Here is a 16115-nt window from a genome sequence, read left to right on the forward strand (position 1 = left end):
TACGGCGGTGTGTGAGTCGCTTCACGACGAATCCGCCGGTGTAACAACAAAATGCTATCCGAAAGAGAACGAGTTCGGAAACGAGAAAAGGGCCACCCGATCCATGCGGACGTAGTCGTTGGTGTGGGAAGATGAATTCTGCTACAAGATACGTGGAGGCATCAGAGACAGAGTCGCCACTGCACGCGTATGTTTCAGATCATGGGCAAGGCGTGTCGCAAAGCGAACTCGAACATACGAAGATTGCTGGTAGGTCGATAACCCTCTCAAACAACGTGGATACTAACAACCAGGATCTCATCGCGGACGGGATTCGAGTGACTGACCCGGACGAAAAGTCGTGTTTCGCTAATGCACTCGGGATGTGGGAGTACGACGACCGATTCACGTACGTCGAAGGATTCGCAGTGATGAGTGACCTCGACGTTGGTGGGTTCGAACACGCGTGGTGTCTGCTTGACGGGAAGCATCTCGTTGATCCGACGACGGCATCGTTTGACCACTATCACGGCGTCGTCATCGACGATCCGGGAATCCTACATCAGTACGCGGAACAGTACCCTCACGAGGGAATTATCGGTAATCACAAGGATCGTTATGCGTTTCTTCGAGAGCAGGGTTACGTCGGGTAGAAATCCAATTTCTGGAGGTCAATCTCGATATCTTCTGATGACCAATCATTCGATAGGAATTCTTCAATATCTATCTCATCCGGGTTTTTGAGACAATCAAGCGACACGTCGTACTTGCGGAGTAATCGGGTGAATCGGCCTGACGTTGCGTTCGCCGAGAGGAGAATCAAGCGGGGTGTTGGGGTCTCATGTACTGACCACATCCCTCCGTTTCGGCCGGTATTCTGATCCTGAGTGAATACAAGCCTTTTCTCACGAAGATTCACGATGAGCTGTTCAATCCGTCGCTTCTTAACGCTCGTAAGATCAAACGACTCACAATGTTCTTGATATTCTTCTACGAGTGATTCCGTTGAAACCGGTTTCTCGTCTACTTCGGTATGTGCAGCGATGATCGTACACAAGAGTTGTTCCTTCGGATTAAGCTCCTCAGTGAAGGTGGTGTACAGGCGTAGTGAATCAAGGGCTTCTCTCGCTGTCTGAACGTGAGTTTCTGTCACTTGGTCCGCGTCAGCTTGAGAAGCCACATAGCCGGCGAGTTCAAGCAATTGCAGGGCGTCGGCTGCGCTCCCTGTTTGTTGTCCGATAATGGCCGCGCAGAGCTTGATTGCTGGTTCAGAGAACCCGTCGTCAATGAAGGCTACTTCTGCATGCTGCTGTAAGATTTCTCGTAGTTCGGTGGCGGTGTATGGATTCGTCTTCACCGTGAACATGTCTGGTTTGTGGAGGACGTCACCTGAGATGTGGTCATGAAGGCCAGTTGAGTTGGAGACCCCGATGATACCACACTCAGTGTGATCCGTTCCGTACTCTGAGAGACCGTCTTGCAACTTGTGGAACGGCAAGTTGTCTTTCCCAAGTGCTTCGAGGTTCTCCAATAGAATATACCACGTAACACCAGGATCCGACATCTCCTGAAAAATCTCCTTCTCTAAATCCATCTGATGCGTCCCTCTTGGATAGTCATCCTCACAAAGCCGGTAGGCAAGTTCAAGATAGATCTGATAGAGGGAATTGTGCTCGTCACAGTCGATCGTTATGACTTCGATCTCTGTCTCGACTTCCTGTTCAGCGAGAGTGAGAACGTGGTGAATGACCGTTCGCTTCCCCGTTCCTCGGTCACCACGAACAAACAGATGGGGCACGCAGAAACCGTCTACGAACTCCTGAAAAACACGGGTCAATTTGGAGATAGTCTCATCACGCGCAACGATCGTATCGGGCTCGTATCCATCACGGAATGGTTGTCTAGTTTTGAAGAGTGTCATGTGAGATCGTATTGTCGATGGGTAGCTGGCAAGGGTCGGTATACAACTGTATGAATGGGTCAAATAAAGGAGTAAGCCTTGGTGTTGTGATGATCCTCACTGGTGCCCCGTGCTGTAGGTGGGGGACCCCCACCCCCCATTTCGCACGTTTCTGGTTATTTCGGGAGGGGGAGGGGTGAAGAATCGGAAGAAGGTCCACAGCTCCGTTTAAGATGAATGATGGAGAAGTGCTGTATCGTCTGTCTGACTCTGATACGGTCTCTCCTGTGGAGTTATGGAGGACCCTGGTTTCTGTGACCGTCTCGTAGGGAGAGTTATCCACTATATTATATACTTTATGGTATAGGTAATATTTGTGCGGAACTGATTATACGCTGAACAGGCGAAATACCACGGCGTGAACGCCGTGGATACGCGCCGTCACTTGGGAAAATCCCACGTCTGACAGCACTCTGAGTTTCAGAATACTGGCGTTTAAGTGACAGGCAACCCTAGTAATAGATAGGAATCGGTCGGAACGGAGCGGATTCCGTACCGTCCTTCGGAGGTGGCCTGTCCACCCGCATAACGAGGCAGTATCCGAAAGGGTAGTCGATGAACGCACATCTTCGAAGGGTGTGCCCATGTGCCGACTGCTCACAGCGAATCAAAAGGTACCCCCGAGTCTGCTGACGCCTGCTGGCGTCCCCGTGGCACAAACAACACTGGGACGCCGTACACGGCCGAGGATAGGGGTAACGGTGGCTTGGCACCGCCAGCAGTCTACCAGTCCGATGCCGTGGGACTACCCGTGCCCGAAAGGGCTGGTAGTCCGGTGATTGGACTGCGAACCTGAAACTCCCACCGCTCGGGATTCCTCCGCGTTCACGCGGAGGAGGATGTCAATCTATGTCGAGCTCGGCTTCTAGCTCGGCGAGCTCAGCATTGATTTCTTCTTCGTCAATATCTTCCAGTTGGGAGTTATCCCTGTTGGTGTGCTCGTCGTAGTTCATGTCGTCAAACATCGTCTCTAGCTGATGGAGGCTCTCGACGTAACGCCGGAGGTCTTCTCGGTGATCAAGCGCGTGGTAGTACCTGTCCCCGGTTTCCCCAATGAGCCCATCGTTGATGAGTCGAGTAAGAGTCGTTGAGACCCTTCTATGTGGGATGTCGAGTCGCTCTCGAATATCGTCGGCGCTGAACCTATCGTCCGGGGTGCCGTAGAGGATCGCCACGATATCGGATTTCGGAGTTCCCGGGATAAGGTCGATATCAGCGTCGTATGTGTCTGAGGGAGGGGGCATGAGCTGTGGTTAGTAGTACATCACGGTGTAGTAACGATTTTTCGATCGTTTTCATCGAAAGCCTTCACGAATGGTATCTCCGGCATCCACGGAAAGCGCAGTCTTGCAGCCTGCGATGACGACGACTAATCAACTCGCATACTTACTGACTGGACGATTCAACCGTCTACTGTCGAAAGAAGCCTCTTGGGTGTGTTTTACGGTGAGCAGGCGCAATACCCCGGCCTTCAGGCCGTGGATACGCGCCGTCATGATGGGGAACAGCCACCGTTCTGACCGCCTGTGCCGAGTTTCCCCATGCGGGAGTTTAAGTGACAGGCAACCTTAATAACGTATAGGAATCGGTCGGAACGGAGCGGATTCCGAACCGTCCTTCGGAGGCGGCCTGTCCGCCCACGTAACGAGGCAGTATCCGAAAGACCAGTCGGTGAACGCCACATGCTTGAAGGGTGTGCCAACGTGCCGACTGCTCAAAGCGACCCAGACGATACCCCCGAGTCTGCTGACGCTTGCCGGCGTCCCCGTGGCAACAACAACACCGGGACGCCGTACACAATCGAGGATAGGGGTACCGGCCACTTGGCATGGCCAGCAGTCCACCAGTCCGACGTTGTGGGACTCCCCGTGCCCAAAAGGGCTGGTAGTCAGGTGACTGAACTGCGAACCTGAAACTCCCACCGCTCGGGATTCCTGCGTCTTCAGCCGCAGGAGGATGTCAAGATACACTCTTACTACGGAAGTACGGAACTCACTCTCAAACCCCCCGATGGGTAATCAGTGGAACGTGCGAAATTGGGGGTGAGTGTGTTCTAAATTGCGTTAATGTTGTACAGACGCACCTGAAATGCTTGTTATCTGATTGTCATCCGCATTCGATTCGAGGGTGCGGTCGTTTGGGTGGTTTACCACGCATTGAGATGACGCCCCCTCGGATAAAACAGTCTAACGTGCGAAATCGGGGGTGAGTGAGGGGTGTTCAAGACCAGGTCTCTGTACGTACAAACTCGGGTGTGGTAGTGATCGTTCCTAAATCCAATCGAGGCGTCCAGAGAGTGCGAATGGCTCTCGCAACTTCAGCAACAGTAGGATGATCTGGGGTGCCGGTATTCTCCCGAACATGGTACGGTTTCACAGACGTGATGTTATGAGCCCTGATCGCATTTCCGTTGCGATATGGTCGTGCTGTGAATCGGCGTGAAATGCTGTGGATATGCTTTAGAGAGGTTATAATGGCCATTCAGCACAAACCAATTACCTGTGGAGGATGTAACATTGAATAATGCGATTGAGTCCATTCGAACCATCTACCAATGACAACTGGCCATACGGTGCACCGCTCTATGGGAGAGCCGGTACTCCGCATCCCGAACGTCCATGCGCTTTCGAGGTATTCCCAGTACGACCAGATGAAGAACGTCCCAACGCGCATCGGATTCCGCGAGATAACGAGGAATACGACGCAGATTCGATTGGGTTCGACATTACAAAATCAGATCCGGATCTCAAACATATACTGACAATAAACGCGTTTGAACGCCCGACGTTACGATGGTTCACGAGGGACCAGTTCGAGAATCGCTTCTTGTACGACCCGCTAAATCCTCCGCGACCACAAGGCATACGTCCCGAATATTGGAAGCGGCAAGCAAAGAAACGGGCACGAAGCGGAACTGAACCGGCTGTCGCTCTTACTAGTGGTCGGAAAACGTTGCTGACGCGAATCGCAAAACTCTGGAACGGCGAAACTGTCTGTGGTGTTCATCTCCTCGCAGACCAAGCTCCTAGTATCGCTCACCTCACAAGGGATCTCAATGAGGACACGTTGAAGCGACTCTACTACAATACGAACCTCGGACGAGAAACCCTGCTTGCCTTCGGTGATGCTGACTGGTTCAAGCCGACAACTGGATTTCTAAAGCCGACAGCCGTATTCCGAAAACAAGTCTGGTACGATCTCAATCAAAAATCTCGAACACTGTTCAAGAACCACGACGAGCTCCCACGACTCCATGGCGATCCTATGGAAGGCCTGACACATCGCCTCACGGTCGGACTCGTGTGCCTTCGCAATGCGGTTCGCGGATGGAGATATAGCTCGTATACTAACTGGAACTCGTATACGCTCGACGCAGTCGGGACAGACAAGGACGGACAGACCCACGCGTATGAGATACTCACAGGCCATAACAACTGGAAGCTTCACCGGGATACATACCGGAAAATGACAAGCTTAGACCAGAGCGGAAACAAGCCGATTGCAGTCTTTGATTCCCGTTCAACCGCGTATTCAGTATTCAACCACTGGCATAGAGAAGGACTTGGAGAGCTACCAAACGGACCATTTCAGTCTGACTACAGCATCGAGAATGGGCGCGAGCAGATCAAAACCGCATATCAAGATCCTCAGTACGACTGGGTGGTCGCTGACTGGACGACGACATGGAAACTCAAACAACAACTCTTCGGCCAAGATGGCCCTGAACTCACTCACTCCGAAATAGCATCGCTAAATTGGTGATTTGGATTCCAGACCTACCGCTACCCGCCCCTGAATGGGGGACAGTACACTAGTTATACTGGTCTATTTTGAACGCGCTATTCCCGTGTTTTTCACCGCTAGAACCCGTTCCGGAGCACATTTTCACTCTGGAAGACTTCATCCAAAACAAGCTGTATCAGTATCTGTATGTATTGAAATGTGCGATGGGTGCCTTGTAATTGGCCAATAGGATGGTGTTGAGCGCTAATTGATTCTTACGACGAGAGCTCAAAAATGGAGGTACAACGGGGCTGGAAGTTCAATAACTGGTAAGTAGAAAATCCCAGACAGAGACAAATAGGATATAGTCTCGTAATTGAAATCGGCAACGTCTTATCCAGAATCACCCGGCACCGCCGTAATTGATATCTGAAATAAGGTTTTCAGAATTAGTGGATGGTACCGATATTGGGGGAGTCCTAGTTTGAGTCTTCTTTGTAGCGGTATCCCCAGTCTCGAAGTTCGTCAGCGACTTCGTCTAAGTGGTGGGCTCCAACACGTACGAGTGCCTCACGGATATCGGTCAGCAATACGTCGGTTCCAAGTTCCTGTTCGAGTCTGCGTTCCACTTCGGACTCAACTTCTTCCGTTTCCTCCCGTAGAAAATACTGTACCATCGTTCTATCAGCTTTGACATTGCTCCTGGCGAAAATATAGGGAAGCTCTTCCCGATCAGATGGGGCTGAAGAGGTAGATGAACGAGTTTCGGACGTGGTTTTTTGCTCTTCTGCATCCGGCTGTGTTCTGCCGATCGATTCTTCCTCTTGATTGGCGTTGTCTGTATCCTCTGATGTACTGTCGTCGGGCTCATTGGCGAACGGATCGCTCCCGGAGCCTGATTTCATACCGTCTGTCATTCGCCTACCTCCGCGATATGTGCTGCAAGGTCACGTAACTTGTCCAGTGTTTCGACCTCGTAATCTCGCCGTCGATTCCGGTGATAACCCACGTAGTGATAGGCTGTACAGCGCTGATCCCAGCAACCATCGAATAATGATGACCGATCGCGTAACGCGATTGGAGCGCTGTATCCAAGTTCTCGAATCTGTTCTAAGTACTGGTCCCGATCCGCCGTTTTTCCTATTCCGTTTGGGACGATTGCAAGCACGCCGACATCGATCCCCAACGCGTCTTCAAGATTTACGACCATATCCTGAATCCCTTCAACGGATTGGATTCCTTTTCCAGTAGGTTCAACAGGGAGGACGAGCGATCGGGTCGCAGCCACGGCGTTATACAAGTGCGGACCAGCTGTCGCGGGTGGATCGACGATAATTGTATCGTAGTTCTCCGGGACATTCGCCTCAACCAAGACCTCACGGAGACGGTCATTCGGAGTGAATGACTCACCGAGATCCTCAGCCATTTCTTCTGCCTTCGACAACAGCTTCGGCAAGCTTTCAAGCATGTTGTGGGAAGGGACGATGTCGAAACCATAAGGGGTCTCGTAAACGAGGTCATCGAAACTTCCCTTCGGTCGATCAATGAGATGCCGAGCGATGTTATCTGCTTCCCCGTCATCACGAGGGGCAGACGTCCCAAGTAAGTAAGTCAGAGAGCCCTGCTGAGGGTCTAAGTCAATGACCAGTACGTCACGGCCCTGCTGTGAATGAGCATCAGCAAGATTGCTAGCGAGGGTACTCTTCCCGACGCCTCCAGCCTCAGAGTATGTCGTATACGTTAGCATGAATACTCATTAGTCATGCGTACTTAAAAGTATAATTAGACTTGGAAGTTATACTAATGAGTTAGACTAACCTATCACACTCCTTCAGTTAGATCTGATGTAGCGGAGATATTGTCTCAACTAGAAAATTAGACCGTATTCAGCATAGCGGTACCCGCCGTTGTGAGAGGATGGGCGCTTATACGATAGGCGGATGAACGGCGTGACATGACCGCGAACGGCGCGTCGCTGATGCGGGCACTGTTTGCTGGTATTGTTTTTGTCGCGCTGGGAATGCTCGCTATTCGGATCTTCCAGGTCCCGTTCTCCGGCCTTCTGGTATCAGTTGGAAGTTTTCTGCTTGTCGGACTTGTCGTAACGATTCTCTATTTACACGTCGTTAAGAACGTGTCACTCCCCGTCGCCGGGTCCGACTAACCCTCCGGCAAAAATGCGCTCCCTGTTCATTCAGCCGTGTAAGATACGCGCCCTGTATTGGTCACGTGGCCAACCGCAGTTCGCACCCTCTCTGAGGACGAGGGTTTATACCGGCCTGTTTATTTTAATTCTGCGAACCGATCAATGCACAATCGGAATACGGACTCAGCGCACCCCGATCTGGGAGGTATATCCCTCATTCAAACCAGTTCGGTTGCAACAACCCCTCCACTATATCGGTGGACCACTGCTGGGAGGTGGGGATAGTGAGCCAGTCCCAAAGCGGAGGCAAGTACTCACATCTCCTAGACGCACTTAATCAGCGTCAGCGCACGATTTTTGAGGAGAAAATATCTCGGTTTTCCGAGTACCTCCAGACTGAGGCGAAAGATCCCGTCAAGGGCGTCGGTTATGCAGAAGGATCTGTCCCAACTCGTGTCTCGCGTGTACTGACCATCGTCGAATGGGTCTGGGAAAACGAGGGGTTCACTACGACACTTGACCCGGAACAGGCTGACGTGGCGATGAAAGCTCTCAAAAAGAATGATATCGCTCGTGACGACGGAGAGCCCTATTCGGGGAACAGTAAGCGGAAGATCAGCGATGCCCTTGCAAACTGGTTTGCCTTCGAGAACGAAGACTGGGAGTGCTCTGTCTCTTTCTCTGAAGGCGACTCGCCACGGGACAATGCAGATCCCTTCAGCCGGTCGGAGGCTCAACTCCTTTGGGAGGCTTCGCTCGATTATAAGACGATACCCAGTTACAACAACCTTTCACCAGAGGAGCGTCGTCGATGGAAGCGTTATCTCGCACAGGAACTAGGGAAACCAATGGACGATGTTGTCCCCGCTGACTGGGACCGCGTAAACGAGGACTGGAAGATCCCCTCAATCGTTGGGTCCACGAAATGCGCTGGCTTGCGACCCGCCCTGATAGGCCGCATGCAGGTAGACTGGTACTTCCCTGACGAACAGAAAATCGTCATTCCTGGAAAGCATGCGGTCAAGAACAACGAAGAATGGGAACAGACACTTAACCAAGACGCGGCGATGGCGCTCGATAACTGGCTAGAGCAGCGATCGAACATGGAGAAATACGACTCCCGGTCAGAGATGTGGCTGACCCGGAAGGGGAACCCCTACAGTTCTGACCCACTCAACGATCTCCTCGACAATCTCATCGAAGAGTCAGGGATTAGTCACCGAGACCGGAAACTAGTCTGGTACTCCTTCCGCCATTATGTCGGGACGTACGTCTATGACGAGTACCAGGATCTGAAACTCGTGGCAGACACCCTGCGACAGAAGAGCACTGCTGCTGCCGCCTGCTACGTTCACCCGACAGAGGAACTGAAGCGACAAGCAGCGAATCTCCTGTAAACTCAAGATTATTACGGGATTCTAGTGGGAGCTAGAAGTCGATTCCAACTGGCAAAAACAGACCCGACTACCCTTTATATAACACAGATTACGACGCGGTTCCCTATAGATTGGAACTCACGAACGAGAATGCTGCCAATGCAGCTGTCAGCTCCAGCGGCTCTGTCCACCCTGTTGGTGAGCAGAGCCGCACATATCCAGACAAGTTTTCGAAGTTCACCATCTCAGTTCGCGCATGCACGGCTTTGTTGGAGGACGCTTGATCGTCGATAAGATGGTCTCACATACCACCCGTTGACGATGGCTATGCCCAGCTACCCGCGCGTTGAGTCCTCCGAATCGGGGTTGCCCGGCGGGCAACCATCTCGGGTTTTATGTAGGTAGAAGCACTAAAAGAAGGTAGTAACAGCCAGATTGCGGGGTTGCGAGGTAGATTGGTGCTCACATCGGCCGAGCCCGTTTCCCACAAGAGGATGGCCTCTCACGGCAATGACCTGGGTTCGAATCCCAGTCGGAGCATCCCAATTCGGTCCCCTTCTCGCGGTTGTGGCCTGCAGAGGTCATCCATGTTCGACTCAACGCCTAGATCAAACAAATTCGAAGGAGTCACACACAACCACGCCGTCTCGCGATTTTACCGTTTTTCCGGGCTATCCGATTCACAGGACTCGCGAACGAACGTTGATGCTGACAACAGCGCACTTCGAATCCCGAAAGAGGAGAGTACGAAAAACGAGGAACACTGGGTCGCCGGGTTGCGAGATCGAACCGCCGGGTTACACGCCCGTTGCGACTATACTACCCATTAGAACTTTCCACTCAAAATGCTTCTGAATGTCGTGAGTTGACTCGACGATACCTCTGTCGAGGATTTGCAAAACGTCCTCGCAACGTGGACGGAAAGAAGCGAATAGAACGGCTATTAGCGACGATTGCGCACAAAAACAGTGTCACTGTGACTGAATTAGCCGGGTGGTACGGGGATAAGCGACGAACTACCTATAGCTGGCTCACGCGACTCGACACTGACGAGTCGATTGAACAGGCAGTGACTAATATCTAATAATCTGAGAGAAAGCAAGAATCCTCATAAATGTTTCAAAATTCGAAGAGACTGTCTACGAATCACTCGCCGGAGTTGGGGTTGACGCATCGGCGTGGACGCCGGCGCTCGTTCAGCAGTATCTTGTCGAGACGTACGATGTCGAGTACTTGATTCCGAGTTGTCGTCGGTTGCTCAAGGAAGATGGATTGTGCTATCAGAAACACGCTGTACAGCCGCCAAATCTGACGCTGAGGTGCAAGAAATCCGTGCAAGTTGAGCCCCGCACCGCGTGGTTTCCACGCGGCGCGCGGTCTGCTGGTGAACTCTCTGGACAGCGCGATTGGACGTGTCTACTTGGTGCAATCACCGAAGACAGTGATCGCGTTTTCTCTCACCTCGAAGAGTACGTTACCGCCGATCGCGCAAATATTTCATTTCCACACTATGTAAAGAGTTCGGACATGGTTCGGTTATTGTGTTGAATGAGCGCCGAATTTTCGGATGTCGGCCGTCACGGATCTAGCGGCCCGTGACAACCTCGCCTTCGTAACGTTGCCAACGACTCGCCAGAGCTAAATCCTGCCGAAGAGTGCTGGAAACGATTCTAAGCGACACTCAGCAACCGCTTCATTGACTGACCCCACGAGCTTCCAACAGCGATTGATACAGCTATCGATCCGACCTCTGTAATATATGAGTGATTATTTCTAACGTCTACTACAGTATCGGAACTTCCGTTTGGTGGCCACAACGGTCTGGAATTGGCCGTAAACTAATAGCGGTATCGTAGAAGTTCATCGATTCGGAATACAAGACCAAGAAACACGGCCCAGTCGAGAATTGCAAACACCCGGGTGGCTACGATACTCCCTACGAGCGCAGCCACACTGAACCCTGGCGCTAGTAACGCTTCTCTTTCAGACAACGTCCGGTAGGGCTTCAGGTCGCGGCGTCGACCCGCGTGATCTCGATTCAGCGAACTACACCGGTGTCGAATTACGGAACGGCATTTTCCGGTATTTTCCTAGTTCATCCTCGGTGAGCCGGCTTTTAAGTTTGGTATACCAGTAATTCCTATCCGGAATTTTCGTTCCCCGTTACGGAATCTTTTGAGATGTGTTATCTCTAGCCAGGGTATTCTCACCCACTGGATTATACAAGCATATAGTTGTAAAGCAAAGTCCCTCTGATCCGCCCACCCCTCTCTTGGATAATGATCAATAATTATATTCAGTACTATAGTAAATTTCATCCGATATTCCAATCACGCAACTGATTAGGTTTGATTCCGCTATGTCGAACGTTCATTGGTCCCTGTCCTCACAGAACATGGTTGGCATCTCAGCGATCTCACCGTGATTCGAAGACCACGTCCGACCGTCGCACCCGCTCAAGATCGAGTACTACCGACGGGGACCTCTCATGCAACGGTCTGCTGTCTCCCACTGTTCCGAAGCGACGACGTTCCGCGATGAGGACTCCCGCTCTCGAACGGAGCGCGGGGATCGGTCCAGTGAACATCGTCATCGGATCAACGCTAACGACTTCGGTCTACACAATAGAAACCATAGGTTCCCAGCTTTGTTGCCGGGCCTCCTCCTCGCTCGTGATCAGCAGCGCTCTGGGCCCGACGATGCCGAAGGATTTGACCAAGTGCAGAAATATATCTATATGAATATAATCTATCCTATCGGTCAAGAATTAGAATTGCCGGAGATATAAGCGATCCGGGAGTTATTTGACGCTCCGAAACGTACGCCATAACATGGGAAACCGAGTTCCTGACACCCCACAGAGAGGTGGTGGCAGGCGATGAGCGACGGCAACGACGAGTTCTTCGACCGACTTGTCGATCGGGACCGGTTACGAGTTCGCCTCGAGTCCGCGCTCGGTCCGGTGGACGAGTTCGAGGTAGAGCGCCATCTCGGCGGACAGTCCAACGAAACGCTGTTCGTGACGTGGGGCGGTCGCGATCTCGTGCTCCGACGGCCGCCGCCGGGAGAGACCGCCGACACGGCACACGATGTCCTCAGGGAATACACGGTCATGGAAGCGTTACAGGAGACGTCCGTCCGGGTGCCGACGACGGTGCTGGCCGTCGAAGACGAGGACGTCATCGGTTCCGAGTTTTACTTGATGGAACGCGAGGACGGCGTCGTTATCAGGGACGAAGAGCCGACGCGGTTCGCCGAACCGCGACACCGCGAAGCGATCGGGCGCCAACTGATCGACACGCTCACCGAGATCCACAACGTCGACTACGAAGCGGCCGGACTCGGCGAGTTCGGATCACCTGCCGGTTTCACCCAACGGCAGGTCGATCGGTGGGAGTCACAGTACGAGTGGGCCTTCCAGGTGACCGAAGACGATCGGCCGGTGCCCCACATCGACGAAGTGACGTCGTGGCTCCAGGCGAACGTTCCCCAAGAGTACCCCCACACGCTCGTTCACGGGGATTATAAACTCGACAACGTCATGTTCGCTCCCGAGAAGTCGCTAGAGATCGCCGCCGTCCTCGACTGGGAGCTATCGACGCTCGGCGATCCGTTCACGGATCTCGGCTGGCTCCTCCTGTTCTGGCCCGAAACGAAAGCGGAGACCGATATCTTCGGCTCTCCGGGGGGGAGGGAGTTCCAACTGTCAGAGGGTTATCTATCGCGCGACGAACTCGTCAAGTACTACGAATCCCAGACTGAATATACGTTCCGGAATGAACGGTTCTACCGCGCACTGGCGATCTACAAGATCGGCGCGCTCAGCGAGATGTTCTACCGGCGATATCTCGAGGGGAACGCGGATAACGAGACGTACCCGCGGATGGAAGAGCGGACGGTGACCCTCGTAGACTGGGCACACCGTATCGTGAACGGCGAGGAACTCGAGTGACGGCGCAGCGCTCCTCTATCGTCTTATATGTCTGCACCGTCTGATTCGATAGCGGCGGTCTGAAGTCCGCCGACCGTGCCCTCTCCGAACCTCACAGCGACGATAATCTCGTTGGAGAGTCGGGCTGGTCGATACTCACCGGTCGACAACGATAGGTGAAAGAAGCGGAGAGAAGGCAGGTGCTTCTGCGGGAACCGTGGATGCCTTGGCTGTGTACAGGAGTTTCAGGTGCGACTGGCTTGATAATCTCTATGAATTTATCAGTGGGTTCTGTCGGTGTTTCGGGGAACCACCTCACGTTGCACGACACCACAAGTCAAGGTATAACGACCCATACCGACAATATTTTCCCCATTATGACGAGAGCCCTTACGCTATCACCTCGTCGAACAGCCCGATCGCTCGCGGATATTCGAACCCGACCTCCCCCCGGTTCGAGTGGGGCGACGAGGGGGTCTTCTCGAGGCCCCCGTTCAGACTCGTCTCGGTCTTCCATCCCGCTGACGTCACCACCGGCGCAAAACGCGTTTCCGGTTCCTTCGAACACGATGGATCGAACATCGTCTCGCTCGTTTACGGCGTCCAGTGCGCTCTTGATTCCTCGATCGATGTCATCCGACGGCGCGTTCGATCGGTCGGGTCGATCAAGTGTACTCGTCGCGATTCCGTCTCAAAGCTCGCTGATACCGCATCGTCTGACATCCCACGTAGATGACCGCAGAACGTGAAAGACATGTGCCTGTACAGTTTTGCACCGAGCGGGACGCGACGGCTCTGCTTCGGAGACTGTAACATGCAGCTACCGACCTGTTTCTTCGCCGAGAACGCTTATCGTGGGAACGTTCCCCGAGGCTATCATGATCCGTCTGTGTGTAGCTGACTGAATCTCGTACGGTACTGATTCGCACAAGTATTATTAGGGCGTAGCAAATCGGAAAGAGTATGGCTGGAACAGGAGCGGCGCCAGCAGATAATGATGGAGACACTCCAGATAGCATAGATGACCTTCCCGAAATTCTCCCTCGGTCACGATCCGATCTCTCTCTCGAACGGGGTGTTCGCATCCTACTGTATACGCTGGGTATCGCAACTGTCCTCTGGCACCTGTACTATGCCTCCAGTGGCCGGATGCCGCGATCGCAACACTCGAACATCCACTTGGGGCTGCTGCTATCGGCCTTTTACCTTGCCGATTTGGACTTCTCCCGAGAGGGCGTACGCGGACGCTTAAACAACGTCGTTTCCGCCGGATTGCTCGTCACGATCGCTGCTACGACAGCGTACGTGCACACCAATTACTGGCGATGGCTCAGAGAGGCACGGGAGCAGTTGCTCTACACGAACACTGACCTAATCGTTGGCGCGATAATCATTCTGATCACCATCCACGCGACGTGGAAAGCGTACGGAAAACTGCTCGGTCTGGTCACCGTCTTCGCAATTTTTTACGGCTATGCGGGTCCGCTCTTTCCCGGAATTCTCAACCACGGCGGCTTCTCCCTCGAGACTATCGTCTACAGCAATTCGGTGGCGCTGAACGGCGTCTACGGGTTCTTGCTGGGCGTCGGTGCGACGTGGGTGGTAATATTCATCTTCTTCGCCGGCATCGTCGAGTCCTACGGAGGCATGGAGTACGTGATCAAGGTCGGGAAATCCGTCGGCAGTCGCGTTAGTTCCGGCATTCCGCAGACCGCAGTTATCGCAAGCATGCTGATGGGATCGATCACTGGGAGCTCGGCGGCCAACGTCGCGACGACCGGCTCATTTACTATTCCGCTGATGCAGAACAACAAGATCAGCGATAAGTACGCGGCGTCGATCGAGTCTATCGCGAGCACCGGCGGCCAGATTCTGCCGCCGGTTATGGGCTCGGCCGCGTTTCTGATGGCAGACATCATCGGCGTCTCTTTCGTCGACATCATTCAGGCGGCGATCATTCCGGCGCTACTGTTCTACATCGGCATGGCGTTTACCGTTCACCTCTCGGCGAACCGGCACGGATGGCTGCTACGCGGGGACGATATCCGCGACGTTTCGGAGGAGGAGAAGGTCGGCGTCGTGGAGACACTGATCAGCACTGCCCCGTACACGTTACCGCTCGTCGTGTTGATCTACACGCTCGTCGTCCTCCGGTGGGATCCGATGAGCGCGGGAATGTACGCGATCCTCACCGTGGTTCCGGCCGCGTTGCTTCGCGACTTCATCCTCGACGGACCGTCGACGGAGACGATCCGAATCTGGGGCCGACGGACCATCGAAGGCTGCAAGATCGGCGTCGTGAATATGGCTCCGCTGGCGGCCGTGCTCGCCTCGCTCGGCATCGTCATCCGGATCATCACACAGACCGGCTTCGCGTTGAGCTTCTCGCTCCGGATGATCTCACTGGCGGGCGGCGTGTTCCTCGCAGTGCTAGCGCTCGCGATGCTCGCGAGCATCTTGTTCGGCCTCGGGATGCCGACGCCGGCCGCGTACGTCGTCGTGGCCGTGCTGACTGCCCCCGGCCTCGTGCGTCTCGGTCTCGGGGACATCACCGCCCACATGTTCGTGTTCTACTACGCGCTGCTCTCGACGATCACGCCGCCCGTCGCGCTGTCCTGTGCCGTGGCCTGTGGTATCGCGGGTGCGAGCTTCTGGGACGTCTGCAAGGAGACCATGCGACTCGGACTGTTCGCGTTCCTAATCCCGTGGATATTCGTGTTCAACGAGTCGCTGATATACTGGGACGGCGTGACGACCGCCCTCATGTTCGTGACCGCATCGGTCGGGATCATCTCGGTGGTCATCTCGTTGGTCGGTTACGACTTCCGGGGGAACCTAGGCTATCCCTCGCGAGCGGCGTACATGGCCCTCGGACTGGGAATCTGCTTCCTGCCGAACACGATGGTCAAGCTCGGTCTCAGCGCCGTGCTAGTCGTGTGGCTGATCGTCGTTGTGAACGGGAATGCTCCAACCCTCGAGACTGTCAGGACGTCTCGCTGA

11 protein-coding genes and 1 pseudogene are annotated in these 16115 nt (G+C 53.7%); 7 read left to right on the forward strand and 5 right to left on the reverse strand.

Annotated features, from left to right (window positions below; all coding sequences use genetic code 11):
* The first annotated feature begins 131 nt into the window (after window positions 1-131).
* Window positions 132-632: a hypothetical protein gene (locus tag AC0QDI_RS04065; protein ID WP_474665461.1), complete on the forward strand. Its 501-nt coding sequence runs from the start codon at window positions 132-134 to the stop codon at window positions 630-632.
* Here the strand turns inward: AC0QDI_RS04065 and AC0QDI_RS04070 are convergent.
* Both AC0QDI_RS04070 and AC0QDI_RS04075 read right to left on the reverse strand, forming a co-directional pair.
* Window positions 620-1900, reverse strand: coding sequence for a Cdc6/Cdc18 family protein (locus AC0QDI_RS04070; RefSeq protein ID WP_474665463.1), 1281 nt, complete (start codon window positions 1898-1900; stop codon window positions 620-622). The two genes, AC0QDI_RS04065 and AC0QDI_RS04070, sit on opposite strands and share 13 nt — an antisense overlap.
* A gap of 881 nt (window positions 1901-2781) precedes the next feature.
* Window positions 2782-3183, reverse strand: a complete 402-nt coding sequence (locus AC0QDI_RS04075; RefSeq protein WP_474665465.1) for a MarR family transcriptional regulator — start codon at window positions 3181-3183, stop codon at window positions 2782-2784.
* A gap of 1708 nt (window positions 3184-4891) precedes the next feature.
* Between AC0QDI_RS04075 and AC0QDI_RS04080 the strand changes: the two genes are divergently transcribed.
* A complete protein-coding gene (locus tag AC0QDI_RS04080) occupies window positions 4892-5701 on the forward strand; it encodes a hypothetical protein (RefSeq protein ID WP_474665467.1) in 810 nt (269 codons plus the stop codon).
* A 440-nt stretch (window positions 5702-6141) separates the two neighbouring features.
* On the opposite strand, the gene AC0QDI_RS04085 is transcribed toward AC0QDI_RS04080, so the two are convergent.
* A complete protein-coding gene (locus tag AC0QDI_RS04085) occupies window positions 6142-6579 on the reverse strand; it encodes a DUF7970 domain-containing protein (protein ID WP_474665469.1) in 438 nt (145 codons plus the stop codon).
* Window positions 6576-7409 (reverse strand): ParA family protein, encoded by an 834-nt coding sequence (locus AC0QDI_RS04090; protein WP_474665471.1) that lies wholly within the window; start codon window positions 7407-7409, stop codon window positions 6576-6578. Before AC0QDI_RS04090 ends, AC0QDI_RS04085 begins: the two co-directional genes overlap by 4 nt.
* 207 nt (window positions 7410-7616) lie before the next feature.
* Here AC0QDI_RS04090 and AC0QDI_RS04095 point away from each other — a divergent pair, with 207 nt between their 5' ends.
* From AC0QDI_RS04095 to AC0QDI_RS04110, 4 genes and pseudogenes are all read left to right on the forward strand, one after another.
* A complete protein-coding gene (locus AC0QDI_RS04095; RefSeq protein WP_474665473.1) occupies window positions 7617-7826 on the forward strand; it encodes a hypothetical protein in 210 nt (69 codons plus the stop codon).
* A 266-nt stretch (window positions 7827-8092) separates the two neighbouring features.
* Window positions 8093-9205: a tyrosine-type recombinase/integrase gene (locus AC0QDI_RS04100; protein WP_474665475.1), complete on the forward strand. Its 1113-nt coding sequence runs from the start codon at window positions 8093-8095 to the stop codon at window positions 9203-9205.
* 872 nt (window positions 9206-10077) lie between these two features.
* Window positions 10078-10961 (forward strand): annotated as a pseudogene (locus tag AC0QDI_RS04105) (transposase).
* Window positions 10962-12062: 1101 nt separating this feature from the next.
* Complete coding sequence (locus AC0QDI_RS04110; RefSeq protein WP_474665477.1) at window positions 12063-13136, forward strand: phosphotransferase family protein; 1074 nt, start codon at window positions 12063-12065, stop codon at window positions 13134-13136.
* Between the two features lie 316 nt (window positions 13137-13452).
* Here AC0QDI_RS04110 and AC0QDI_RS04115 read toward each other — a convergent pair whose 3' ends face one another.
* A complete protein-coding gene (locus AC0QDI_RS04115) occupies window positions 13453-13800 on the reverse strand; it encodes an enoyl-CoA hydratase/isomerase family protein (RefSeq protein ID WP_474665665.1) in 348 nt (115 codons plus the stop codon).
* Between the two features lie 278 nt (window positions 13801-14078).
* Between AC0QDI_RS04115 and AC0QDI_RS04120 the strand changes: the two genes are divergently transcribed.
* The gene (locus tag AC0QDI_RS04120) at window positions 14079-16115 is read left to right on the forward strand and encodes a TRAP transporter permease (protein ID WP_474665479.1); all 2037 of its coding nucleotides are present in this window, start codon (window positions 14079-14081) and stop codon (window positions 16113-16115) included.

It is taken from the genome of Natrinema sp. LJW11 (genome assembly GCF_056135975.1).

Coding starts and splice junctions, on each gene's coding strand:
- AC0QDI_RS04065 (WP_474665461.1), top strand. CDS start 132: ATGAATTCTGCTACAAGATACGTGGAGGCATCAGAGACAGAGTCGCCA.
- AC0QDI_RS04070 (WP_474665463.1), bottom strand. CDS start 1,900: ATGACACTCTTCAAAACTAGACAACCATTCCGTGATGGATACGAGCCC.
- AC0QDI_RS04090 (WP_474665471.1), bottom strand. CDS start 7,409: ATGCTAACGTATACGACATACTCTGAGGCTGGAGGCGTCGGGAAGAGT.
- AC0QDI_RS04085 (WP_474665469.1), bottom strand. CDS start 6,579: ATGACAGACGGTATGAAATCAGGCTCCGGGAGCGATCCGTTCGCCAAT.
- AC0QDI_RS04075 (WP_474665465.1), bottom strand. CDS start 3,183: ATGCCCCCTCCCTCAGACACATACGACGCTGATATCGACCTTATCCCG.
- AC0QDI_RS04095 (WP_474665473.1), top strand. CDS start 7,617: ATGACCGCGAACGGCGCGTCGCTGATGCGGGCACTGTTTGCTGGTATT.
- AC0QDI_RS04120 (WP_474665479.1), top strand. CDS start 14,079: ATGGCTGGAACAGGAGCGGCGCCAGCAGATAATGATGGAGACACTCCA.
- AC0QDI_RS04110 (WP_474665477.1), top strand. CDS start 12,063: ATGAGCGACGGCAACGACGAGTTCTTCGACCGACTTGTCGATCGGGAC.